This window comes from Dactylosporangium sp. CS-047395 (assembly GCF_050942185.1).
Lineage (GTDB): Bacteria > Actinomycetota > Actinomycetes > Mycobacteriales > Micromonosporaceae > Dactylosporangium.
Genome location: NZ_CP192015.1, coordinates 9,032,183 through 9,054,466 on the forward strand (window position 1 = coordinate 9,032,183; position 22,284 = coordinate 9,054,466).

Annotated in this window: 19 protein-coding genes; 10 read left to right on the forward strand and 9 right to left on the reverse strand. The window is 71.1% G+C overall.

Annotation, left to right across the window (positions count from 1 at the left end):
• The first annotated feature begins 52 nt into the window (after positions 1 to 52).
• From ACQP00_RS42190 to ACQP00_RS42200, 3 genes are all read left to right on the forward strand, one after another.
• Positions 53 to 634, forward strand: a complete 582-nt coding sequence (locus tag ACQP00_RS42190; RefSeq protein ID WP_433207848.1) for a phosphatase PAP2 family protein — start codon at positions 53 to 55, stop codon at positions 632 to 634.
• 130 nt (positions 635 to 764) lie between these two features.
• Positions 765 to 2,825, forward strand: a complete 2,061-nt coding sequence (gene thrS, locus ACQP00_RS42195) for a threonine--tRNA ligase (RefSeq protein ID WP_433224189.1) — start codon at positions 765 to 767, stop codon at positions 2,823 to 2,825.
• Positions 2,826 to 2,875: 50 nt separating this feature from the next.
• Positions 2,876 to 3,352: an HIT family protein gene (locus ACQP00_RS42200; RefSeq protein WP_433207851.1), complete on the forward strand. Its 477-nt coding sequence runs from the start codon at positions 2,876 to 2,878 to the stop codon at positions 3,350 to 3,352.
• A gap of 738 nt (positions 3,353 to 4,090) precedes the next feature.
• On the opposite strand, the gene ACQP00_RS42205 is transcribed toward ACQP00_RS42200, so the two are convergent.
• Both ACQP00_RS42205 and ACQP00_RS42210 read right to left on the reverse strand, forming a co-directional pair.
• Positions 4,091 to 6,466 (reverse strand): VIT domain-containing protein, encoded by a 2,376-nt coding sequence (locus ACQP00_RS42205; RefSeq protein ID WP_433207854.1) that lies wholly within the window; start codon positions 6,464 to 6,466, stop codon positions 4,091 to 4,093.
• A complete protein-coding gene (locus ACQP00_RS42210) occupies positions 6,463 to 7,239 on the reverse strand; it encodes a MerR family transcriptional regulator (RefSeq protein ID WP_433207857.1) in 777 nt (258 codons plus the stop codon). The genes ACQP00_RS42205 and ACQP00_RS42210 overlap by 4 nt, the downstream gene beginning before the upstream one ends.
• A 60-nt stretch (positions 7,240 to 7,299) precedes the next feature.
• Here ACQP00_RS42210 and ACQP00_RS42215 point away from each other — a divergent pair, with 60 nt between their 5' ends.
• On the forward strand, positions 7,300 to 7,854 hold the full coding sequence (locus ACQP00_RS42215; RefSeq protein ID WP_433207860.1) for an isochorismatase family protein: 555 nt from the start codon (positions 7,300 to 7,302) through the stop codon (positions 7,852 to 7,854).
• Between the two features lie 145 nt (positions 7,855 to 7,999).
• Here the strand turns inward: ACQP00_RS42215 and ACQP00_RS42220 are convergent, their stop codons facing one another.
• Positions 8,000 to 9,349 carry a sensor histidine kinase gene (locus tag ACQP00_RS42220; RefSeq protein ID WP_433207863.1) on the reverse strand — a complete coding sequence of 450 codons (1,350 nt, stop codon included), beginning with the start codon at positions 9,347 to 9,349 and terminating at the stop codon, positions 8,000 to 8,002.
• Positions 9,346 to 10,002 (reverse strand): response regulator transcription factor, encoded by a 657-nt coding sequence (locus ACQP00_RS42225; RefSeq protein WP_433048524.1) that lies wholly within the window; start codon positions 10,000 to 10,002, stop codon positions 9,346 to 9,348. The genes ACQP00_RS42220 and ACQP00_RS42225 overlap by 4 nt, the downstream gene beginning before the upstream one ends.
• A gap of 176 nt (positions 10,003 to 10,178) precedes the next feature.
• On the opposite strand from ACQP00_RS42225, the gene ACQP00_RS42230 reads away from it, so the two are divergent.
• On the forward strand, positions 10,179 to 11,231 hold the full coding sequence (locus ACQP00_RS42230) for a LolA family protein (protein ID WP_433207866.1): 1,053 nt from the start codon (positions 10,179 to 10,181) through the stop codon (positions 11,229 to 11,231).
• Positions 11,232 to 11,310: 79 nt separating this feature from the next.
• On the opposite strand, the gene ACQP00_RS42235 is transcribed toward ACQP00_RS42230, so the two are convergent.
• Positions 11,311 to 12,162 carry an MHYT domain-containing protein gene (locus ACQP00_RS42235; protein ID WP_433207869.1) on the reverse strand — a complete coding sequence of 284 codons (852 nt, stop codon included), beginning with the start codon at positions 12,160 to 12,162 and terminating at the stop codon, positions 11,311 to 11,313.
• A gap of 86 nt (positions 12,163 to 12,248) precedes the next feature.
• On the opposite strand from ACQP00_RS42235, the gene ACQP00_RS42240 reads away from it, so the two are divergent.
• On the forward strand, positions 12,249 to 12,452 hold the full coding sequence (locus ACQP00_RS42240) for a hypothetical protein (RefSeq protein ID WP_433048533.1): 204 nt from the start codon (positions 12,249 to 12,251) through the stop codon (positions 12,450 to 12,452).
• A gap of 44 nt (positions 12,453 to 12,496) precedes the next feature.
• On the opposite strand, the gene ACQP00_RS42245 is transcribed toward ACQP00_RS42240, so the two are convergent.
• Positions 12,497 to 12,682, reverse strand: a complete 186-nt coding sequence (locus ACQP00_RS42245; protein ID WP_433207872.1) for a hypothetical protein — start codon at positions 12,680 to 12,682, stop codon at positions 12,497 to 12,499.
• Positions 12,683 to 12,748: 66 nt separating this feature from the next.
• Between ACQP00_RS42245 and ACQP00_RS42250 the strand changes: the two genes are divergently transcribed.
• Entirely contained in the window at positions 12,749 to 13,846 is a 1,098-nt protein-coding gene (locus ACQP00_RS42250; protein ID WP_433207875.1) for a winged helix DNA-binding domain-containing protein, read from the forward strand.
• Between the two features lie 108 nt (positions 13,847 to 13,954).
• Complete coding sequence (locus ACQP00_RS42255) at positions 13,955 to 16,261, forward strand: CocE/NonD family hydrolase (protein ID WP_433207878.1); 2,307 nt, start codon at positions 13,955 to 13,957, stop codon at positions 16,259 to 16,261.
• A 556-nt stretch (positions 16,262 to 16,817) separates the two neighbouring features.
• Here ACQP00_RS42255 and ACQP00_RS42260 read toward each other — a convergent pair.
• Together ACQP00_RS42260 and ACQP00_RS42265 are read right to left on the reverse strand one after the other, a co-directional pair.
• Positions 16,818 to 18,227: a DUF6745 domain-containing protein gene (locus ACQP00_RS42260; RefSeq protein ID WP_433207881.1), complete on the reverse strand. Its 1,410-nt coding sequence runs from the start codon at positions 18,225 to 18,227 to the stop codon at positions 16,818 to 16,820.
• A gap of 195 nt (positions 18,228 to 18,422) precedes the next feature.
• Positions 18,423 to 18,725 carry a hypothetical protein gene (locus tag ACQP00_RS42265; RefSeq protein WP_433207883.1) on the reverse strand — a complete coding sequence of 101 codons (303 nt, stop codon included), beginning with the start codon at positions 18,723 to 18,725 and terminating at the stop codon, positions 18,423 to 18,425.
• A gap of 363 nt (positions 18,726 to 19,088) precedes the next feature.
• Between ACQP00_RS42265 and ACQP00_RS42270 the strand changes: the two genes are divergently transcribed.
• Positions 19,089 to 20,105: a TerC family protein gene (locus tag ACQP00_RS42270; RefSeq protein ID WP_433207886.1), complete on the forward strand. Its 1,017-nt coding sequence runs from the start codon at positions 19,089 to 19,091 to the stop codon at positions 20,103 to 20,105.
• 82 nt (positions 20,106 to 20,187) lie between these two features.
• Entirely contained in the window at positions 20,188 to 21,183 is a 996-nt protein-coding gene (locus ACQP00_RS42275) for a terpene synthase family protein (protein WP_433207889.1), read from the forward strand.
• Here the strand turns inward: ACQP00_RS42275 and ACQP00_RS42280 are convergent.
• Complete coding sequence (locus ACQP00_RS42280; RefSeq protein WP_433207892.1) at positions 21,180 to 22,271, reverse strand: IS630 family transposase; 1,092 nt, start codon at positions 22,269 to 22,271, stop codon at positions 21,180 to 21,182. The genes ACQP00_RS42275 and ACQP00_RS42280 overlap by 4 nt on opposite strands.
• Positions 22,272 to 22,284: the final 13 nt, after the last annotated feature.

The following is a 22,284-nucleotide window of genomic DNA, read 5'->3' on the forward strand; positions in this document are numbered from 1 at the left end:
CGGGCATTCAATGCTATTTACGGAGATTTTCTCGGTTTGCTAGGGTACGCCGGTGATCAAGCAGCGGGCCGCCCGCTTCTTCACGGAGGCGTTCGCGCCCGCGGTGCTGGTGTCCGTGCTGCTCGTGCTGCTCGGTGTGCACGCGGAGCCCGGCCTCGCGCGCGGCCTGGCCCTCGGCGGGGTGGCCGCGCTGTTCGAGAGCGTGCTGCCCTACCTCTACATCCTGCGCGGCGTGCGCACCGGCCGGCTCACCGACCACCACATCGGCGACCGGCGGCAGCGGCTCGTCCCGCTGCTGGTCGGCCTCGGTTCCGTGCTGGCCGGCTTCGTGGTCCTGCTCCTGGCCCACGCGCACCGCGAACTCCTGGCCGCGGTGGTGGCCGGCGGGGTCGGCCTGGTCGTCGCGGCCCTGGTCAACCACTTCTGGAAGATGTCCATCCACGCCGCGGTGGCAGCCGGTTCGGTCGTCATTCTTTCCCTTGTGTACGGCCCGATCCTCCTCGTCACCGCCCCGCTCGTCGCCGCCGTGGGCTGGTCGCGGGTCGTGCTGAAGGACCACACGGTGCTCCAGGTTCTGGTCGGCACCGTGGTGGGCGCGATCGTCGCCGGCGCCGTCTTCGCGCTGCTTCGGTGAGCGGCGCGCTCCGTTTCGCCGGCCGCGCTGGCGTGGCCGGTGGGGTGTTCGCCGCCGTCCGGTGCGGCCCTCGATAGCATCGGGGTTGAGAACCGACCTCTTTCATGCTTGGGAGCAGCCCGTGTCCGCAGTGCGCTCGAATACCGAAGCCCCACCGCGCATCGTGGTCACGGCGGGCACGACGGCGGCCGCCGCGGTCGCCGCGGCCGGGCTGCCGACCAGCGGCCCGAAGGCGATCGTCGTGGTCCGCGACGGCGACAAGCTGCGCGACCTGGACTGGACGCCGGCGGCCGACACCGAGGTCGAGGCCGTGGACATGTCCAGCCCCGACGGGCTCAACGTGCTGCGGCACTCCGCGGCGCACGTGCTGGCTCAGGCGGTACAAGATGTGTTTCCGGAAGCCAAACTCGGCATCGGGCCTCCCATCGAGAACGGTTTCTACTACGACTTCATGGTGGCCAAGCCGTTCCAGCCCGACGACCTGGCCAAGCTCGAGAAGCGCATGCAGGAGATCATCAAGGCCGGCCAGCGCTTCCGCCGGCGCCGCTTCGACTCCCTCGAGCAGGCCAAGGCCGAGCTGGCCGACGAGCCGTTCAAGCTGGAGCTCGTCGACATCAAGTCGGACAGCGGCCAGACTTTGGACACCTCCGAGGTGATGGAGGTCGGCGGCGGCGAACTGACCATCTACGACAACCTCGACCCGCAGTCGGAGAAGGTCTGCTGGTCCGACCTGTGCCGTGGCCCGCACCTGCCCTCGACCCGGTTCATCCCGGCCTTCAAGCTGATGCGCAGCGCGGCCGCCTACTGGCGCGGCTCGGAGAAGAACCCGCAGCTGCAGCGCATCTACGGCACCGCCTGGCCGACCCGCGACGCGCTCAAGGACTATCAGAAGCTGCTCGAGGAGGCGGCCCGCCGCGACCACCGCAAGCTCGGCGCCGACCTCGACCTGTTCAGCTTCCCCGACGAGCTCGGCTCCGGCCTGGCCGTGTTCCACCCCAAGGGCGGCATCATCCGCCGGGAGATGGAGCAGTACTCGCGCCAGCGCCACCAGGAGTCCGGCTACGAGTTCGTGAACACCCCGCACATCAGCAAGTCGAACCTGTTCCAGACCTCGGGCCACCTGCCGTACTACGCCGACACCATGTTCCCGCCCATGGAGATGGAAGGCGCGGAGTACTACCTCAAGGCCATGAACTGCCCGATGCACAACCTGATCTTCCGGGCCCGCGGCCGCTCCTACCGCGAGCTGCCCCTGCGCCTCTTCGAGTTCGGCAGCGTGTACCGCTACGAGAAGTCCGGCGTGGTCCACGGCCTGACCCGGGTCCGCGCCATGACCCAGGACGACTCGCACATCTACTGCACCAAGGAGCAGATGGCGAGCGAGCTGACCTCCCTGCTCCAGTTCGTCCTCGACCTCCTGCGCGACTACGGCCTGCCAGACTTCTACCTGGAGCTCTCGACCCGCGACGATTCCCCCAAGTTCATCGGCGAGGACGCCGACTGGGAGGAGGCCACCGAGGCCCTCCGCGCCGCGGCCGAGGCCTCCGGCCTGGAGCTCGTCCCCGACCCGGGCGGCGCCGCCTTCTACGGCCCGAAGATCTCCGTCCAGGCCAAGGACGCGATCGGCCGCACCTGGCAGCTGTCCACCATCCAGGTAGACTTCAACCAGCCGAAGCGCTTCGGCCTGGAGTACCAGGCCTCGGACGGCTCCCGCCAGCAGCCCGTCATGATCCACCGCGCCCTGTTCGGCTCCATCGAACGCTTCTTCGGCGTCCTCACCGAGCACTACGCCGGCGCCTTCCCGGCCTGGCTCGCCCCGGTCCAGGTGGTCGGCATCCCGATCCGCTCGGACCACGCCGACTACTTGTTCGACTTCGCCGACCTCCTCCGCAAGGAAGGAATCCGGGTCGAGGTGGACCACTCGGACGAGCGCATGCAGAAGAAGATCCGCAACGCCCAGCAGCAAAAAATCCCCTTCATGGCCATCGCCGGCGACGACGACGTCACGGGCGGCACGGTGAGCTTCCGCTACCGAGACGGCTCCCAGCGCAACGGCGTCCCCATCACGGAGGCGGTGGCCCACGTGGTGGAGGTGGTCCGCTCCCGCACGAACGACGGCCCGTCCGCTCCTTCTTCCGCGGCCCCTTCTTCCGCGGCCCCTTCGGACGCCTCTGAGGGTTCGTCTCAGTGACCAACCCTGGGGAACCGGACGAGCTGGAGCGCTTGTGGACGCCCCACCGGATGGCGTACATCAAGGGCGAGGATCGCGCCGACGACCACGACGAACCGGCCGGGTGCCCCTTCTGCCGGGCCCCCGGCCTACCCGCCGACGAAAGCCTGGTAGTGGCCAGGGGCGAGGTCGTCTACACGATCCTGAACCTCTACCCGTACAACCCCGGCCACCTCATGGTCGTCCCGTACCGCCACATCGCCGACTACACAGACCTCACCCAGCCGGAAACAGCCGAGGTAGCGTCGTTCACCCAGACGGCCATGCGCGTAATCCGCAAAGTGAGCGGCGCCCACGGCTTCAACCTGGGCATGAACCAGGGCGCCGTAGCCGGCGCGGGCATAGCCGCCCACCTACACCAACACATCGTCCCAAGATGGGGCGGCGACACCAACTTCATGCCGGTGGTGGGCCGCACGAAGGTCCTACCCCAACTCCTGACCGACACCCGCAAACTCCTAGCCGAGGTATGGCCGACAACGACCTGACTCGGCTCCTCGTACACCCCTCGGAAGGTCCGAACAGCACTTTGCTGTTCGGACCTTCCTGTGTTTCCCGCTCTGACCGCACGTTCTCCAGCGGGCGCCGCAAGGCGCCCACACCCGCAACCTCCTACGAACCGCAAGCTCTTCTAGCGCCGCAAGGCGCAACGGCCTACAACCCTCCACGGACCGCAAGATCCCTCTGGCGCCGCAAGGCGCTACGACCCGCAACCCTCAACGGACCGCAAGCTCTTCTAGCGCCGCAAGGCGCTACCGCCCGCAACCCTCAACGGACCGGAAGTTTCTCTGGCGCCGCAAGGCGCTATGGCCCGCAACCAACGACGAACCGGAAACCTGCTCTTCTCGCCGAAGGCGCCCACGAACCGGGACCACCGAACGACGACCACGACGGACCCGGAACCGAACCACGGCCTGGACCACCGAACGGTGACCAAACTACGGTCCGGACCACGCTAACGCCGTTGCATAGGGCAGGCCGAAGGCGCCCCAAACCCACGACCAGTTGTGGCCCGGTGCTCCCCAGTCCAAGCGGCCGAACCCCGCGCACCGTCAACGCGTCTGCGGGTCGCCCGCGCGCCCACCACCGCCGCGCCGCACACCACCGCCGCGCCGCACACCACCGCCGCGCCGCACACCACCGCCGCGCCGGCGTGCCCTTTGCGGGCTACGCCGGCGCAGCCGGGTCCTCTCCTAGCCAGCGCCCCCATTGAGGCGCGGCCGCAATCACCGCTTCCAGAAGGCCTTCCGCTGCTGCGGCTCGGGCTCCCCACCTCCAGCCACGCGGTCCAGCTCGGTCAGCGCGAACTCCCACAACTCCGCCAGCGGCCGGGAAGCGATGCCCTGCGGAGTCAGCGCGTCGGCCAGGGCACGCAGTTCCGGCAGTTGCGAAGCGGCCAGGCGCGAGCCGAGGTCCTCCAGCAGTTCCCGCCGCTCGTACTCGGGCCTACCCTCCGCCTCGCGCAGTCGCGCCGCCTCCTGGGTCGCCAAGATGCGGGCGTCCGGGCCGCCGCCGCCCGCGAAGCTGTCGGCTGCCGCCGGCTCGGGCAGGACCAGGCGCCGGGCGAAGCCGCGCTGCGGGGCCATCTTGCGCTGGATGGCGGGTCCGCCCGGGGCCATCGGGGCCGGAGCTGCGAACGGTGGCGCCGCTGCGGCCGGGGCCGCGAACGGGGCGGCCGACCGCGGCGAGGCGTACCCGATCGGCATCGAGGCCAGCGTCGGCTGGAGCGGGGGCGGCGGGACCGCCTTCGGCATCTGCCAGCCCGCCGGGCTCTCCACCGGCTGGGTCACCTTGCGCGGCCCGTTGCCCTCGGTGACGACCCGGCTGTCGACCGCCACGAACGCGGTGAAGCGGCACAGGACCCCGAATCGCAGCGAGATCCCGGTGATGCGCTCCTCCAGCGGCGCCCCGGTGACGTACTGGTCCTCAAGATCGCGCAGCAGTGCCCGCGCCCAGACGGCCGTCAGTGCCGTGGAGTCGTGCCGCTCCGCGGTGACCGTGGCCGACCAGGGGCTGCCGTCGCGGGTCGTGCCGCGAACGGTCAGGGCGCCGGCGACCGCGCCGCGGTACCGCCCGCTCACCACATACGGCACGCCGGCGAAGATGTCCGCCAGCTTGGCCGGGGTCCGGGTGTCGTCGAGCAGGGTCAGCCCCTCGGCGGCGATCGTCACGCCGCTGACCACCGGGGCGCCGATGCGCCGGTGGATGCTGTCCATGGCCTCGTCGAGCCGGTCCTCGCTCTCCACCAGCTCGCAGCGGCCGCCGCCGGCGATGGCGAGGCGGCCCAGGAAGCCGGCGTTGACGGCCTGGTCGATGCCGACCGCGTGGACGCGCACCCCCTGCAGCGTGCCGGACAGCGTGTGCAGGATCTGGTCCTCGTTGCCGACCTGCCCGTCGGTGACCAGGACCAGCACGCGGTCACGGGTGTTGTCGGTGCCGAGCAGGCGCAGGCCCTCGATCAGCGGCTCCAGCAGTTCGGTGCCGCCGCGGGCGTCGACGCGCGCGAGGTGTTCCACCGCACGGTAGCGATTCCGGTCGGTACCGTCGGCAAGCCCCGACCCCAGCGACTCCGGCGTCTCGATGCGGTCGTCGAAGGCCAGCACGGCGAACCGGTCCTGCGAGCCGAGGGTGTCGACGATCCGCGCCGCGGCACGCCGGGCCGCCACCATCTTCCAGCCGCCCATGCTGCCCGAGCGGTCCAGCAGCAGCACCACGTCCCGCGGGCGCGGCGGCGCGTCGGGCTCGGGCGGGAGCACCGTCAAACGGTAGGTCCCCTCGTCGCCCTCGGAATCGGACGTCAGGGCGAGGCTCTGCGCGCCGGCCCCGTACGCGAGGCGCAGAACGAAATCCCGGTTGGCGCGTTCGTCGGGGAGCACCGACAGATGGTTTTCCGCCTTTTGGACCGCGTGCAGGCTGGACCGCACGTCGCCGAGGGGCAGGCCGGCCGCGTCGATGTCGACGTCGATCGACAGGCGCAGCGGGTTGGGGAAGCCGGGCAGCAGCACCGGCGGGCTGATCCGGGAGGCGTCGGGGACGGCGTCGGTGTCCAGCGCCCACCCGTCGCCGACACTGTCACCGTCGAGCGGGGCCCCGGGGATGTACCGCGGCGCGACCACCAGCGGGAACCGGTACGTCGCCTCGCCGTCCTCGAACGCCAGCGGCCCGACCAGCGAGAGCGTCACGCTGACCCGCTCGCCCGGCAGGATGTTGCCGACCCGCATGGTGAACACGTCGGGCCGCTCCCCCTCGGCGATCGAGGCCCGCTGGCCGGCGGCGATGGCGTTGTCGTACGCCTCGCGGGCCGCGCCGCGCTCCTGCAGGTCCGCCTCGACGGTCCGGCCGTCCGCGGTCATCGCCATGCGGATCACGGCGGCGCGGTCGGGCAGCGGGAAGATGTACGTCGCCTCGAGCGGCTCGCGGTGGACGTTGACGAACTCCTGGGTCAGATCGGTACGGGCGACCAGGCCGGTGATCGCGGCCCGCACGTCGAGCCGGTCGAGCGGGAGGTTGCCGCGCTCGGTGCGCAGCGCACCCAGCCCGGCCTCGTCCACGGGCGCGGCGGCCGTGCGCGCCTCGTCCTCGGTCATCGTCGCGAGTCTCATGTGGCGTTCCCTCTCCTCGTCATCGTCTCGTCCGGTGTGACAAGTTCCCGGGTCGCGAGCACGTCCATGAGCTCGCGGGCCGCGTGTCGGATGGCCTCGAGGTCGTCCTCATTCGGCGTGGTGTTCAGCAGCAGTACCGCTCCCCCGCCCAGCGGTACCCCGCTGAGCAGCCCCATCGCGGCCGGTCTCGACTCCGGCCACCTGTGCCCTGTTACCGCCGGCTCCGACCGCCGACGTCCCGACGGTGCGGACCTGGCGGGCACCTGTCCCGCCGGTGTGAATTCGCCGGGCATGCTCCCGGTCGATCCTGGCACCGGCCGCCCATGTCCAGGCGGCGCGGACCCGGCGTCGACCGGGCCCGTGCCGGGAACGATCTCGATCGGGGCCGGCGCCGCCTCTTCTGGTACGTACTCCGCCGGCCGCTGCATCCAGAACCGTCGCGGCATACCCTTCGGCCGGTCCAGTGCCGCGATGTCCTGGAGCACGTCGTCGGGCGCCTCGGCCAGTTCCGCCTGGATCTCGGCGATCTTGTAGCCCTCCGACTGCAGCCGTTTGATCGCCACCAGTTGGGCCAGGTGCCGCGGCCCGTACCACGCCGTCCGTCCGCGCATGGCGGGCCGGTCGACGAGGCCGATCGTCGTGTACCACCGGACGGCGCGGGCATCGGGAACCTCCCGGACCCGCCCGTTCGGCGCGCCCGCGTAGGCGGTGTCGTCGAGCTGTGCGGCAACGCGGCCGATCAGCTCGTCGAGTGTCCATTCCTCTGCGGTCATGCCATCCATGGTGACACTGTCAGATTGACACTGTCAAGCTCGGGCTTTAGAGTCTCTGGCATGACGACATTCGCAGATCGGCCCAAGACCGCACTGCTGGTCATCGACGTCCAGAACGGCAACACTGGCGGCGCCCACAACCGCGACACTGTCATCGCGAACATCAACACCCTGCTCGACCGGGCACGCGCCGAGGGCGTGCCGGTGGTCTGGGTGCAGCACTCCCACGAGCAGCACCTCCCCCGCGGCTCGGAGCAATGGCGATTCGTCGCCGAACTGGTCCGGCAGGAGTCGGAGCCGCTGGTGCACAAGGAGTACGCGGACTCGTTCGAGGACACGGATCTCGAACAGCACCTGGCCGACCTGGGCGTCGGCCGGCTGGTGGTCACGGGGGCCCAGACCGACGAATGCATCAGGGCGACGCTGCACGGCGCGCTGGTGCGCGGCTACGACGCGATCCTCGTCGGGGACGCGCACACGACGGAGGACCTGTCGGAGTGGGGCGCGCCCACCCCGGATCTCGTCATCGCCCACACCAACATGTACTGGGCAGAGGCGCACGCGCCTGGGCGGCGGGGCGGAACGGTGGAGACCAAGGAGGTCACCTTCGGCTGAGGCCACGGCGAGGGACGAGCACGCCCCGGGTCGGCGAGGCAGAACGGCGGAGACCAAGAAGGTCACCACCGGCCAAGGCCCACGCCCACGAGGGAGCACCGAGACACGCCGCACACGTCAATACGGCGTGCGGTCACGGTCACGGTCACATGGTGCTGTCGGGCAGGCGCGGAAGGCGGATCTCAGCCCGCACGCCCGGGCGGGCATCCGTCAAGCGAACCGTGCCACCATGACGGCGCGTCAACTCACGGACGATCGCCAGCCCAAGCCCGCTCCCCCCGGCGTCACGAGCACGCCCGTCGTCCAGGCGGGCGAAACGGTCAAAGACACGCTCACGAAGGGCGGCCGGAATACCCTCCCCATCGTCGGTCACAGTGACCAGAACCTCGTTCGCCCCCTCGGCGACGACGGCCAAGGTGACGTGCTCGCGGGCGTGGCGAACCGCGTTGTCCACGAGGTTGAGCACGATGCGGTGCAGCGCATCCGGGTCGCCCTCGGTCCACAGCGACTCACCCGGCTCGACAACAACCGAGTCGAAGCGCTTAGCAAGCGTGGTCAGGAGCGTACGCAGCTCGACCGGCTCCACAGCCACCCGGCGCGGATCGGAAGCGTCGGCCCGCGCCAGGAGGAGGAGGTCCTCGACCAGGCGGGCGAGGCGGTCCAGGTCGGCGATGACATCGTCGGAGACCGCCGCCCAGTCACCGAGCTTCTGAGCGACCTCAATTTGAATCCGGATCGAGGCGAGCGGACTGCGCAGCTCATGCGCGGCGTCGGCGATGAAGGAACGCTGCCGGGCCCGGGACACGGCCAGCCGGTCAAGCATGTGGTTCAGAGTGATCGCCAGGCGCTGGATCTCGTCGCTCGACGGAGGCACCGGCAGGCGCTCGTCGGTCGCCGTGCCCGTGATCCGCTCCGCACCGAGGCGGAGGCGGTCGACCGGGGACAGGGCGGCGCCGACCACGCGCCAGGCGATGGCGACGAGGACCACGATGAGCGCCGGGTACGTGACCCAGAGGGCGTTCCGCAGCAGTTCGAGGCTGCGGTGGTAGTCGGCGAGCGGCACCGCGACGAGGATGATGCGGCCGTCGGGCACCTGGCGGGCGGTGACCCGCAGCGAGTCGGGCTGGACGGCCCGGTTGCCGGGGACTTCGACCCGTTCGCCGCGCAGGGCGCGATCGACCTCGTCGCCGCGCAGGAGCGCCACGAAGAGGTCGGCGTTGCGATCGCCGGCGAGGACGCTGTGCCGCTCCGGGTCGATGATCTGCACGACCTGGTTGGCGGGCGCCGGCAGCGCCTCGGGGAGTTTGCCGCCCTCGTCGAGGAGCGACGCGATCTCGCCGGCGGTGGCGTCCGCGGACCGGTCGAGGGAGCCGCGGAAGCTGTAGGTCATCGCGAAGGCCATCGCCGCGCCCGCGATGGCCAGGCCGACGACGAGGCCGGTGGTCCCGAGCAGGACCAGGCGGCCGCGCAGCGAGAGGGACGCCCACCACCTCATGTGCGCAGCCGGTAGCCGGCGCCGCGGACGGTCTCGAGGAGGTCGCGGCCGAGCTTGCGCCGCAGGTACCCGACGTAGACCTCGACGGCGTTGGGTGCGGTGTCCACGCTGGCGTCCCACACGTGGTCGAGCAGTTCGGTCTTGGAGACCACCTGGCCGGGGCGGCGCATGAGGTACTCCAGCAGGGCGTACTCGCGGGCGGTGAGCACGATCTCCTCGCCGGCGCTGGTCACGCGGCGGCGGGCCGGGTCCAGGGTCAGCTCGCCGACGGTGAGGACGCTCGGGCGCTCCGGGGCGCCGCGACGCAGGAGGGCACGCAGGCGGGCGACGAGCACCACATAGGAGAACGGCTTGGTCAGATAGTCGTCAGCGCCACAGTCGAGGCCGTCGGCCTGGTCGTACTCCCCGTCCTTGGCCGAGAGCATGAGCACCGGGACCCAGTTCTTCTCGGCGCGCAGCGTCTGCACCACACGGTACCCGGACAATCCGGGCAGCATGATGTCCAGGATCACCGCGTCATAGCCCCCGTGACGTGCCATTTCGAGCCCGTTCGGGCCGTCGCCGGCCACGTCCACCGCGAAGCCCTCGGCCTGCAGGCCACGCTGCAACGCGTTGGCCATGCGCATCTCATCCTCAACCACCAGCAGCCGCACGCGTACCAGCGTGGCATGCTCGGCTGTGGCGCGGCACAGACGGTCTCAGCGATGTCACAGCCGGACCACCGCACCATGGTTGGCAGGAGGTGCTACCAATGTCCACTTTCACGTCACGACCCGTCCTTCGGTGGGCGGTGCCCGCGGCAGTTGCGGTCGCTGTGGTCGGTGCTGGCGTGGCAGCGAAGACCCTCGCCGTCGCCGCCGAGCCCGACCTGCCGCCGCGCACCGCCGCGCAGCTGCTCGTCGATCTGCAGACGGCGACGCTCGACGGTCTGTCAGGCACGGTCGTCGAGCGTGCCGACCTCGGCCTGCCGTCGATCCCGCTGCTCACCGGCGACCAGAGCGCCAAGCTCACGTCGCTGGTCTCCGGCAAGCACACCCTGCGCGTGTGGTACTCGGGCCCCGACAAGGCCCGCGTCTCACTGCTGGGCACGCAGGGACAGAGCGACATCATCCACAACGGCAACGACACCTGGATCTGGGACTCCCAGGCCAAGGAGGCGCAGCACTTCACCGGTCAGCCGGGGAAGGACGAGGGGGACGCGCACCCGACGCCGACGGATCTGCCCAAGACGCCGCAGGAAGCGGCCGACCTGGCGCTCAAGACGATCGACCCGACGACGCAGGTCTCCACCGGCACGTCGGCCAAGATCGCCGGGCGCAACGCGTACGAGCTGGTGCTCCGTCCGCGTGACACCAACTCGCTGATCGGCGAGGTCCGCCTCGCGATCGACGCGCAGGAGAAACTGCCGCTGCGGGTGCAGGTCCTGCCCCGGGGCACCGCCGAGCCGGCGTTCGAGGTGGCCTTCACCTCGGTGAACTTCGCCCGCCCGGACGACGCCGAGTTCAAGTTCAACCCGCCGGCCGGCACCAAGGTCGAAGAGGGGAAGAAGGACGCCAAGGCGGCCGAGGAGCAGGCGAAGCAGGAGCAGCAGAAGCAGGAGAACGCCGCCGACAAGCCGAAGACCGCAGTCATCGGTACCGGCTGGACCTCCGTCCTGGTGGTCCGCTCCTCCGACGCGAACGCGACCAAGGGCGCCGGCTCCGACGAGGAGAAGAAGGCCCAGGACGCGATCTCGCAGCTGCCGACCGGCAACGGGGGCCGCACGTTCAACAGCAAGCTGGTGAGCGTCCTGTTCACCGACGACGGCCGGGTGCTCATCGGCTCGGTCACGCCGGAGCGGCTCGCCCAGGTGGCCGCCGACCCGGCCGCCGCGCTCAAGTAACAAGCAGCTCAAGCACCATCGAGCAGGAACCCCGCCGAGCGGGTCAAGAGGGACCGTGGCCACCGGGCCGCGGTCCCTCTCAGCGGTGGGAGGAGACCGCGGCCTCGCCCTGACGCCGCCGGCGGCGGTGCTCGGCGGCCCGGGCGATGGTCGCGACGGAGTACATGTCACGGGCCCGGCGCAGCAGCGCCTCCTCGCGGGCGGTGTCCTGGCGGACGGTGAAGCCCACGGTGCTGTAGGCGAGCCCGGCCAGCATCACGCACGCCGCGACGCACACCGGGACGAGCATGGTGACCAGCGTGACGCCCTCGACCTCGGCGCCGCCCGGGGCGACCTCGACCCGCAGCGCGGCCATGACCATGTAGTGGGTGCTGCACGCGGCGAGCGCCATGATCACCGAGGCGCACAGCATGGCGCCGGTACCGCGGACCACGCTCACGCACCACAAGGTCACGCTCGCCCCGACGATGGCGGCGCAAGCGGCGATGAGCAGGGTCTCAGCGTCGTACGCGATGATCCCGCCGAGGCGCATCGACAGCGGCCCGGTCGCATACACCGCGGTGAGCCCGATCCCGGTCAGCACCCCGGCGGGCAGGATCTTCGAGGCGCTCGGCCGCCCCCAGCCCACGATGTAGAGGCCGAGGCAGTAGACCACGACGGCGAGCCCGAGCCCGAGCACCGTGGTCAGGGTGTCGTACCGCACGTCGGTGCCCGGCACATCGACGCCCAGCATCGCCATGAAATGGGGGACCCAGGTGCCCGTACCACCGATGGCAACCGCCGAAAGCGTCAGCCATCGGGCCCGGCCCGCACCGCTGGAGGCCCGGGAGCGGCTGGTCACGAACGTGCCGAGCAGGCAGCCCAACATGGACATCGCGAGGGCGAGCGCCGGCGTGATCCAGCCATATGCGAATTGCTCAACCGAGGTCACCGGGCGATTCAGCCAGTCCGGCCGTACCGCCGGGCGGACAGCCTGTGCGGGGTTTGCCCGTTCGTGGCACGGGTAGCCGACGTCATATGACGGAACCAGACCACTCGCTCGTCGGCTCCGGCGCCGCCGGACGGGCCACGCAGGGCGAGACCGAAGAGGCCCTGGAGGCCGAGCGCGAATCCGAATGGACCCCGCCGGACGCCACCCCGCCATCGGCCGCGACGACGCCGCCGGACATCACCGACAACCCGGAGATGCCCGACCCCGACGGCTCGCACCACAAGATCTGACGGCCGGCGCACGCGGGACGGATCAGACGGTACGGATCAGACGGTCAGGCCGCGCCCGCCTGCAGTGCGCGCTGCTGCTCCGGGCTCGGTCCGACGTCCAGCCACGTTCGCGGCGCGTCGGTCTCCTCGAGCTCGACCCGGTCCTCGGGCCGGACCGGGGCCGGCAACTCGCCGAACCGGGCGTGGCGCAGGAACGAGAGCTCCGCGTCCGTGAAGTGCTCACCCGCCATGCATCGATCGTGCACCCACCCGTGGACGGCGGGCAAGCGTTTCCGCAGCGGGTGAGAATGGCGGTCATGAGCAGCGCACCTTCCGTGGGCCGGGCGCAGATCATGGCGTACCGGACGATGATGAACGGCCTCGTCGAGCGCCACGAGGGCGGTCCGGCCCGGCTCGGCGTGCTCGATCTCGGGGTGCCCAACGTCCCGGCGGGCTCGGCGAGGCAGGCGCTGGCCGCGCGCTGCACCGATCCGCTCGCCGGCGATCTGACCCTCGCCTGGAGCACGCGCGGCGCCCCGCACCTGCACCGCCCGGCCGACCTGCCCGGGCTGGCCGAGGCGCTGTGGCCGCTGTCCGACGCCGACGCCGCGGCCCGGTTCGCGACCGGGCAGCTGCCGAAGGCCGCCTTCGAGCTCGGCCTGGAGGCGTTCAGCATGACGGCCGCCGCCTTCCGCAAGGTCGTGCGCGCCCCGATGGCCAAGGGCGACGTCAGCCGCGCCGTCAGCGACCTCGTCCCGCGCGAGCTCACCTACGACTGCAAGCCGTGCGGCGCCCGGCACATCTCCGGCGGGCTGTTCCAGGCGGCGGGCCTCGGCGGCGGGGTGCGGCTGGAGGAGGACGCCCCGAAAACGGTGCTCGCCCCGATCGCGCCGCGGCCCCCACAGCCCGCGAAGGCGTCCGGGACGACCGATTTCATCCGGGTGTACCTGCGGTTGCTCGGACCGGCCACGCCCGGCGACGTGGCCAAGTACCTCGGCACGACCGTCGGCGCGCTGAAGCCGAGCTGGCCGGGCGACCTCGCGGCGGTGTCGGCCGACGGACGGACCGCCTGGCTGCCGCCCGAGGACCTCGACACGCTGCTCGGCGCGCCCAAGGTCCGCGGCGTGCGGCTGCTGCCGCCGTCCGACCCGTTCCTGCAGGCGCGCGACCGCACCGTGCTGGTGCCGGACAAGACGCAGGCCAAGGAGGTCTGGCGAATATTGGGCAATCCGGGTGTACTGCTGGCCGACGCCGACATCGCCGGAACGTGGCGCGCGAAGGCGGTACGCAAGCGGCTCGATGTGACCGTGACGCCCTGGATCCCGTTGCCGGCCGCGGCGCGCAAGGCCCTGCAGCACGAGGCCGACGCCCTGGCCGCCGTGCGCGGGCTGGAATCAGCGGAAGTCACCGTCTAGCCCTTGGACGATTGGTCCGATATGGCGGATTTCGCACAGTATGAGTGCCGCGACGCGCATGCCGTGGCGGGGCGTGGCCCGCTGGGACGGGCGCTACGCTCGGGACGCATGAGGCTGGATCCGGTAGGACGACTGCTCAAGCTGCCACCCGCGGTGACCGCGCGGGTCAAGGTGACGCGGGCGATCCCGATCCGGATGCGCGACGGCGCCAACCTGCGCGCCGATCACTACGCGCCCGCGATCGACGCCGAGGTGCCGACGGTGCTGGTGCGCACGCCGTATGGCCGCGGCGCGCCGGTCAACCTGCTCTGCCGGGCGGTGGCGCAGCGCGGGTTCCACGTGCTCATCCAGTCGTGCCGCGGTACCGCCGACTCCAGCGGCACCTTCGAACCGCTCCTGCAGGAGCGGGAGGACGGCCTCGACACGCTGGACTGGTTGCGCCTGCAGCCTTGGTACGACGGACGCCTCCTCACCTACGGCCCGAGCTACGTCGGCTTCGTGCAGTGGGCGCTCGCAGCCGAGGCCGGCGACGAGCTCAAGGCGATGGCGACGATCGTGACCGCCTCGGACTTCGGCCCGCCCACCTACGCCGGCGGGGCGTTCTCGCTGGACACGGTGCTGACGTGGTCGGCGCTGCTGGAGGCCCAGCGGGGCCCGCGGCTGGAGAACGCCGTCGAGCTGCTGCGCGGCCAGCCGCGGCTCCAGCGAGGTCTGGCCCGGGTACCGATGGCCGAGGCCGACCGCGTCACCGTCGGCGCCGAGATCGAGTTCTTCCAGCGCTGGCTGGCCGAGGCCGACCCGGCAGCCCCGTACTGGACCGAGCGCGGCCACACCCACCGCCTGCCGAACGTGACCGCTCCGGTGCTCATGATCGGCGGCTGGTACGACATCTTCCTGCCCTGGCAACTCGTCGACTATGTCGCCCTGCGCGCGGCGGGCCAGCACCCGCACCTGACCATCGGCCCCTGGCACCACGGCAGCGCGGGCCTCTTCCAGCAGTCGGCCGCCGAGGCCGTAGCCTGGTTCCGCGCCCACACCGGCGGCCCGGAGCAGGTGCGCGACCGCCCGGTCCGCGTCCACGTCGGCGGCGCCGAGGGCTGGCTCGAACTGGCCGACTGGCCGCCGCCGTCGAGCACCCCGCAGCGCTGGTACCTGTCCAAGTCCGCGACGCTGACCCTCGACGACCCACGGACCCCGCTCGCGGACGAGGCCGGCTGGCCGACTCCGACCGCCGCGACCCACGGCGGCGCGCCCCGGCCGAGATCCGCGGGCTCCTCCCCCGCCGCCGCCGAGACCGACGACGAACTGGGCTGGCCCTCACCGACCCCGGCCGCCGCGAACGCGTTCGAGGCGCCGCACGACGAGCACGGCTGGCCCACCCGGTCGGTCAGCATCGGCGACCCCCACGCCGAGAACGGCTGGCCAACCCCACCCGGCGCCGCCCCCGACACGCCCGCGCCCGGCCCGACCACCGTTTCCGGCGTGACGAGCAGCACGACCGGGTCGGGCGCGACCGGAGCCGGCACGACCGGAGCCGGCACGACCGCGACCGGGGCTGGCGCGACCGGGGCTGGCGCGACCGGGGCTGGCGCGACCGGAGCAGACGGGACCGGGCCAGGTGCGAACGCGACCGGCATGACCGCCGATTCCGGCGCGACCGGGGCGGGCGCGAACGGAGCCATGGCCGCTGGTGACGGCGGCGCAAACGGAGCCAGCACGAACGGGAATCAGGTGCCGGACGAGGCGATCGGCTGGCCGGTGTCGACCGAGTCCGAGCGGTCGAACGGCCGGCTCGACTGGCCCTCGCAGACCATGGCCGTCGCGGCCGACGAACTGGGCTGGCCGGCGGACACCCCCGACCTGCCCGGCGGCGACGTCCTCGACTCCTTCATCTACGACCCGAAGAACCCGACCCCGGCACTGGGCGGCCCCAGGCTGGTCGGCAAGATCGCCGGCCGCCGCGACAACCGCCCCCTCGAGTCGCGCCCGGACGTGCTCACGTTCACCTCGCCCCCGCTGGCCGAACCGCTCACCGTGGTCGGCCCGGTCTCGGCCGACATCACCGTCCGCGCGACGACGGCGGGCCGCGACGACGACACCCCGGCCCCCTACTTCGACCTCTTCGTCCGCCTCTGCGAGGTCGACGAGCAGGGCCGCTCCTGGAACATCTGCGACGGCCTGACCCGCGCCCGCCCCGACCGCGACCCGACCGCGCCAGTACGCGTGGAACTCTGGCCAACCGCCCACCGCTTCGAAGCCAACCGCCGCATCCGCATCCAGGTGAGCGGCGGCGCCCACCCGCGCTTCAGCCGCAACCCCGGCACCGGCGCCCCATTCGGCCACGAACTGGAACTGCGCAAGGTCCGCCAGGAGATCCTCTCCCCGTCGTACGTCACGCTGCCCCTCGCCCGCTGACCCGCCCCACCACCCCGAGCCGCACCACAGCCTGGACGACCGACAGAGCTGGGCCCGCGCCTCGCCGCTGGCCGCTCGCAAGGCTGATCGCGCAAACCGGAGACGATGTCGAGCGCACCGCCCTCCGGAACGCGCGACGACAACCACACCGCACGGACGGGACGGCGGCCAGCCACACGCACCGGACGACAACCACGCGACACGGTCGTCACGCGGCACGGTGGCCACGCGGCACGGTGACCACGCACACGCACCGGACGGCAACCACGCAGCACGACAAACACGCGGCACGGTGGCCGCCCATACGCATGTCACGGCGACGACGCGGCACGGTCGCCACGCGGCACGGAACAGAACGGTGGCCACGCCGCACGGTGGCCACGGCGACCCGCGCGGCACGGGCGGGTTCGTGACCGCGCGGCACGGGCGGGTTCGTGACCGCGCGGCACGGGCCGGTTCGTGACCGCGCGCTCGGGCGGGACGGCGGCCGGAAGCACTCGCAGGCGAGTCGTCGTTCGGCGGCGTGAGACCGGCGTGGGATCGGCGTGGGATCGGGTCAGGTTTGGATCAACGGGCGGTACTCGGCCTCGCTCAGACCGAACGTCCAAGCCACCCCCTCCCGGGCGCTCCGCGTCGTCGGCGGGACCCGCAGCCAGTAGACGCGGCTCGTGCCGTCCGGTTCCGGGGTGCTGTTAATGACCTCGACCATCGCGAGGGGTTCGTCGTCGTTGAAGGTCAGCCGCCACAGGACCCCGGTCTCGTCCTGGCTCACGCGGTGGGCGCCGGCCTCCTTCAGGTAGCGCTCGTACCCGAAGTGCTCGAGCATCACGCGGCGGAGTTCGGCGTTGCGTTCGGTGGCGATCTGCTGGTGGGTCAGGTGGCTCAAGCGGGTCACGAGGTCGGACGGGATGGGCATGCCGCGCCAGGCGTGCAGCGCGTACCCGTCGGTGTAGTGCAGGGCCGGCGCGTCGGCGGCGTGCAGGCGGCCGATGTTGTCGCGGTGCACGGCGTCGGGGCGGTCGGTGAGGATGGCGATGTTCGCGTACGGCCACCACCAACCGGCCGAGCGGGCCACCCCGGCCAGGCCCGCCAGCCGCTGTACGGCGTGGAGCGCGGCCTCCCCCGGCGGGGGCGTCGTGGCCCAGACGGCACCCACCGGACCGGCGCTGAACACGGGGTCCGGGGCCGGCTCGGCAGGAGCCGCGGCCCGCGACGAACCCATCCAAGCGGCCGCCGCGACCGGACCGGCACTGAACATCGGCTCAGCACGATGACCGGCAGCCGAGGCAAAAGCACCAGCACCCGAAGAAGAAGCACCCGAAGAAGAAGCACCCGAAGAAGAAGCGCCCGAAGCCGAAGAGCCGGCGAACCCACCAGAACCCGCGACCGCAGGAGCGGCAGCAGCGTCAAAGGCGGCCAACCAACCAGCGTCATGCTGCCCCCCGACCGCGTCGAGCAGCACCGGCCGCGCATGCACCGGAAGCTCCCCGCGCAAGTGCGTCCGCAGCGGCGTCGCCAGCCGGTCGTTGATCAGCCGCCACACGTCGGCCCCGCAGGCCGACCACAGCGCCGCCCAGCCGTCCGGCCCCAGCAGCTCGTGCGCCTCGGCCCGCGCGGCGGCCCACGGATTGGTACGGATCGCCGCCCGCACCGAAGCGCCCGCCGAGCCGTGCACCGGAGGGCAGCGCTGCGCCCGCAGCTCCGCCTCGATCGCCTCGTCCGCCGGATCGGGTGCGGTGCCGGGCAGGCCGCGCCGTCCGGTCAGCAACGCCGCGGCCCGGGCGCCGGCCAGCGGGGACGCGAACCAGACGATGTGGCGCGGCTCCGGCAGGCCCGCGGACCGGTAGGCCAGGCGCACGGCTTCGGCGGCGGCCTGCCGATCGGCCGGAGTCGTGGACAGACCCGCGGCCAGCCACTTGGCGGAGACGGCGCCCAGCGTGGCGGCAGGAGTGAGCGTGGCGGCCATCAGCCCTCCAAGACGAACGCAAGACGAACGCAGACGAACGGACAAATGCGAATCAGGCGCACAAAAGCCCAAACCAAAACGACCCGAGCAGTCGAGCGCACAAAAAGCCCAAACCAAAACGACCCGAGCAGTCGAGCGCACGAAAGGTCCAAACCGAAACGACCCGAGCAACCGAGACCGGCCGGAGCGGAGCAGCTAGTCAGCGACGTACCGGTAAGCACCCGGCACATACTCCCGCTGTCGGACAATCCGGTAAGAACCCGCCGGAATCGTGATCGTCCCGTGCTCCTCATGCACGACCCGCGCCCGCGTGACGATCTTCACAAAGAGCCGGTCGATGTCGTCCCGATCGGCCAGCAGCATCGTGTCCGGCCCGACGATCACGTGGGCGTGCCCGGTCGCCTCCCCGCGGGCCAGCACCATCCGCCCGGCCCGGTCGCGCGGCGCCGGAACGGCCGTGGCCGGCACCTCAGCGGACGGCACCGGCACCAACAGCACGTCACCTTGTCGATACACAGTCGCACTCCCCTCGACGGCGTCCGCGTGAGTGAGCGGCGAAGGAATCTCGCCTCCCACCTCCAACGCCCCGCACGATAGACCTGGGGTACGACATTTTTTCCGCCCCCGCGCGTCCGGACGTGGCGGGCTGATGGACAATGGTTGACGAGCAACAGGAGGGGAGTATTCCCCCGCAGCGGTCGTCGTCAGCACGGTGCCCCACGGTGACGTGGGGATAACACCCGGCGCCGCTGGTCATCCGGCGTTTGCGGGTGGCGGAAGAGACCTCCGGTGTCAACTACACAGCCCGCGTGGCCCTCGGGGTCGACGCGGCCTGTGGTGTGTCTACCGGAGGAATCACACGTGGACGTTGCCGGCTGGATCTGGACAGCGACTCTCGTCGGGCTGAGTGCCATCCTGTTGTTCGATCTCGCGATCGTCGCGCGGAGGCCCCATGAGCCCTCGATCAAAGAGTCGACGATCTGGGTCACGGTGTACGTCGGGCTCGCCCTCCTCTTCGGCCTGTTCGTGCTGGCCATGTGGGGTGGCAACTACGCCGGCGAGTTCTACGCGGGATGGCTGACCGAGTACAGCCTGTCCGTCGACAACCTGTTCGTCTTCGTGATCATCCTGTCCCGGTTCAAGGTGCCGCGGCAGTACCAGCAGAAGGTGCTGCTGATCGGCATCGTGCTCGCGCTGATCATGCGCGGCGGGTTCATCGCGGTCGGGTCGGCCGCGATCAGCCGGTTCTCCTGGGTCTTCTACATCTTCGCGGCGTTCCTGGTCTACACCGCGGTCAAGCTCGCGATGCAGGGCGAGACCGAGGCCGAGGACTTCAAGGAGAACGCGCTGATCCGCTGGTCGCGGCGGGTGCTGCCGATGACCCCGCAGTACCAGGAGTCGCGGCTCACGGCGCGTGACGAGCGCGGGCGCCTGCACATGACGCCGATGATCGTGGTGCTGATCGCGATCGGGACCACGGATCTCATCTTCGCGCTTGACTCGATCCCCGCGATCTTCGGGCTGACCGCCGAGCCCTACCTGGTCTTCACGGCCAATGTGTTCGCGTTGATGGGACTTCGGCAGTTGTACTTCCTGATCGGCGGACTCCTGGACCGCCTGGTCTACCTGTCGATCGGGCTCAGCGTGGTGCTCGGGTTCATCGGCGTGAAGCTGTTCCTGGAGGCGCTCGCCGACAACAACCTGCCGTTCATCAACGGCGGCAAGCACGTGGGCTGGGCGCCGCACATCGGCATCCAGACGTCACTGGCGGTCATCATCGGCACCCTCGCCATCACCACCGTTGCGTCCCTGGTCAAGTCGAGGCGTGACGAGCGTGCAGCAGCCGCACAAGCGGACAAGGCCCACAAATTTCCCTAAAGCCCCGCCGGGGGTCGCGCTGAGCGTCAATCAGCGCGACTATGGGGTACCACGGCCGGGCGGGTGATGCATCTTGCACGAAATGACGCACCGGGGCCAGCTCTCAGCGGCCCCAGCGGTGCTGTGCCCGTTCACGCCGCGGATCTCCCCGCACGCGGACGCGGTGCAGCGCTGGTCACTGCACTGGGCGACCCGCCACGGCCTGCTTGATCGGCCCGGGGCCCGCGCGGCGTTCGCGCGGGCCCGGTTCGCCAACCTCATGTGCCGCGCGCACCCTGACGCGGCCGAGCCGGAGCTGCGGCTGGCCACAGCCTGGCTGATCAGCATCTTCGTCCTCGACGACCTGCTGGAGCGGGCCCTCGTGCGCGATCCGGAGCCGGCCCGCGGGGCGGTCACCGAGGTCGTGCGGCTGCTGCGCGACCAGCAGCCGGCCCCGATCCTCGGCACGGCGCTCGGCCGGCCCCTCGCGGGCGCGCTGAGCGAGGTGTGGAAGCGCACCGAGCCGCGGGTCAGCGAGGCCTGGCGGGAGCGGTTCGTCGGGCACGTCGCCGACTATCTGGCCGGCACGCTGTGGGAGGCCGGCAACCGGGCCGCCGACCGGCCGCCGCTGCTGGAGGAGTACCGCCGGATGCGCCACCACAGCGCGGCCACCGACATGTTCTTCGACCTGATCGAGCCCATGCACGGCGTCGAGCTGTCCGCGGGGCTGCTCGAGGACCCGGACTTCGGCACCGCGCGGCGTACCGCCGGCACCGTGATCGGGATCTTCAACGACCTGATCTCGTGGCCGAAGGAGGCCGCGGTCGGCGACCACCACAACATCGTCTTCTCCTTCCAGCGCGAGCAGCAGCTCCCGCTGCAGGAGGCGGTGCTGGCCGCGGTGGCCGAGCACGACGCCCGGGTGGTGGAGTTCCAGGTCGCCCGGGACCGGCTCGAGGCCCGCTGGTGGGGCGACCCGACCGCCGTCGTCGGCATCACCGACCTGGTGCACTGGATCCGCGGCAACGTCGACTGGTCGCTGGAGTCGGGCCGGTACACCCCGGAGGAGATACCGGCCCCACGCCGCCCGGCCGACTAGTGGCGTGAGTCGTTAATGCGTGTGCAGTAGCGGGCGATGGATTCGAGGATCTGGTCGGCGGTCTTGGTCCAGACATAGGGCTTTGGGTTGTTGTTCCAGGCCTCGATCCAGGCGCGGATGTCGGTGTTGAGGGCGCGGACGGTGCGGTGAGTGCCGCGTTGGAGTTTCTTGGTGGTCAGTTCCCCGAACCAGCGTTCGACGAGGTTGAGCCAGGATGCGCTGGTCGGGACGAAGTGCAGGACGAACCGCGGGTGGGCGGTCAGCCAGCGCTTGATGGTCGGGGTTTTGTGGGTGGAGGCGTTGTCCAGCACTACGTGCACGTCCAGGTCCGCCGAGACCTGCCGGTCGAGGGTCTGGAGGAACTTCTTGAACTCGATCGCGCGGTGCCGGGCATGGAGGGAGCCGATCACCTGGCCGGTGGCCAGGTCGAGGGCGGCGTAGAGGCTTGAGGTGCCGGCCCGGACGTAGTCGTGGGTGGCGCGGGCCGGGGTGCCGGGCAGCATCGGCAGGACCGGGGCGGTGCGGTCCAGTGCTTGGATCTGCGACTTCTCGTCCACGCACAACACCACGGCGCGTTCCGGCGGATCGAGGTACAGCCCGACGACATCACGGACCTTGTCGATGAACAGCGGGTCCTTCGACAGTTTCCACGCGTCCTGCCGGTGCGGCTGCAATCCGAACGCCCGCCAGATCCGTGAGATCGCGGTCTGCGACAGACCGACCTCAGCAGCCAACGAGCGGGTCGACCAGTGCGTGGCGTCCTTCGGTGTCGTCTCGAGGGTTGTGGTGATCACCCGCTCTACATCAGCGTCGGCGATCGTGCGGGGCCGGCCGGGCCGCGGCTCGTCCAGCAGGCCGTCGAGCCGATCACCGGCGAACCGGTTCCGCCACTTCGTCACCGTGCTACGCGAAACGCCGAGTTCCTCGGCGATCTGCCCGTTCGCGGCCCCGCCGGCAGCCGCGCAGGCAAGGACCACCCGCGACCGCAACGCCAGGGCCTGCGCACTCGAGGGACGACGCGACCACGCTAGCAACTGCTCTCGCTCGTCATCAGTAAGCACGATCGGTACTGCTGTCGGCAACGGCATAACACACCTGTAC

Bases quoted from the DNA above. Each gene is read 5' to 3' on its own strand.
- ACQP00_RS42245 (WP_433207872.1), bottom strand. From the start codon at position 12,682: ATGGCGGGTGAGCACTTCACGGACGCGGAGCTCTCGTTCCTGCGCCAC.
- ACQP00_RS42210 (WP_433207857.1), bottom strand. From the start codon at position 7,239: ATGACCGCAGAGGAATGGACACTCGACGAGCTGATCGGCCGCGTTGCC.
- ACQP00_RS42280 (WP_433207892.1), bottom strand. From the start codon at position 22,271: ATGCCGTTGCCGACAGCAGTACCGATCGTGCTTACTGATGACGAGCGA.
- ACQP00_RS42215 (WP_433207860.1), top strand. From the start codon at position 7,300: ATGACGACATTCGCAGATCGGCCCAAGACCGCACTGCTGGTCATCGAC.
- ACQP00_RS42255 (WP_433207878.1), top strand. From the start codon at position 13,955: ATGAGGCTGGATCCGGTAGGACGACTGCTCAAGCTGCCACCCGCGGTG.
- ACQP00_RS42250 (WP_433207875.1), top strand. From the start codon at position 12,749: ATGAGCAGCGCACCTTCCGTGGGCCGGGCGCAGATCATGGCGTACCGG.
- ACQP00_RS42220 (WP_433207863.1), bottom strand. From the start codon at position 9,349: ATGAGGTGGTGGGCGTCCCTCTCGCTGCGCGGCCGCCTGGTCCTGCTC.
- ACQP00_RS42240 (WP_433048533.1), top strand. From the start codon at position 12,249: ATGACGGAACCAGACCACTCGCTCGTCGGCTCCGGCGCCGCCGGACGG.
- ACQP00_RS42260 (WP_433207881.1), bottom strand. From the start codon at position 18,227: ATGGCCGCCACGCTCACTCCTGCCGCCACGCTGGGCGCCGTCTCCGCC.
- ACQP00_RS42200 (WP_433207851.1), top strand. From the start codon at position 2,876: ATGGCGTACATCAAGGGCGAGGATCGCGCCGACGACCACGACGAACCG.
- ACQP00_RS42275 (WP_433207889.1), top strand. From the start codon at position 20,188: ATGACGCACCGGGGCCAGCTCTCAGCGGCCCCAGCGGTGCTGTGCCCG.
- ACQP00_RS42205 (WP_433207854.1), bottom strand. From the start codon at position 6,466: ATGAGACTCGCGACGATGACCGAGGACGAGGCGCGCACGGCCGCCGCG.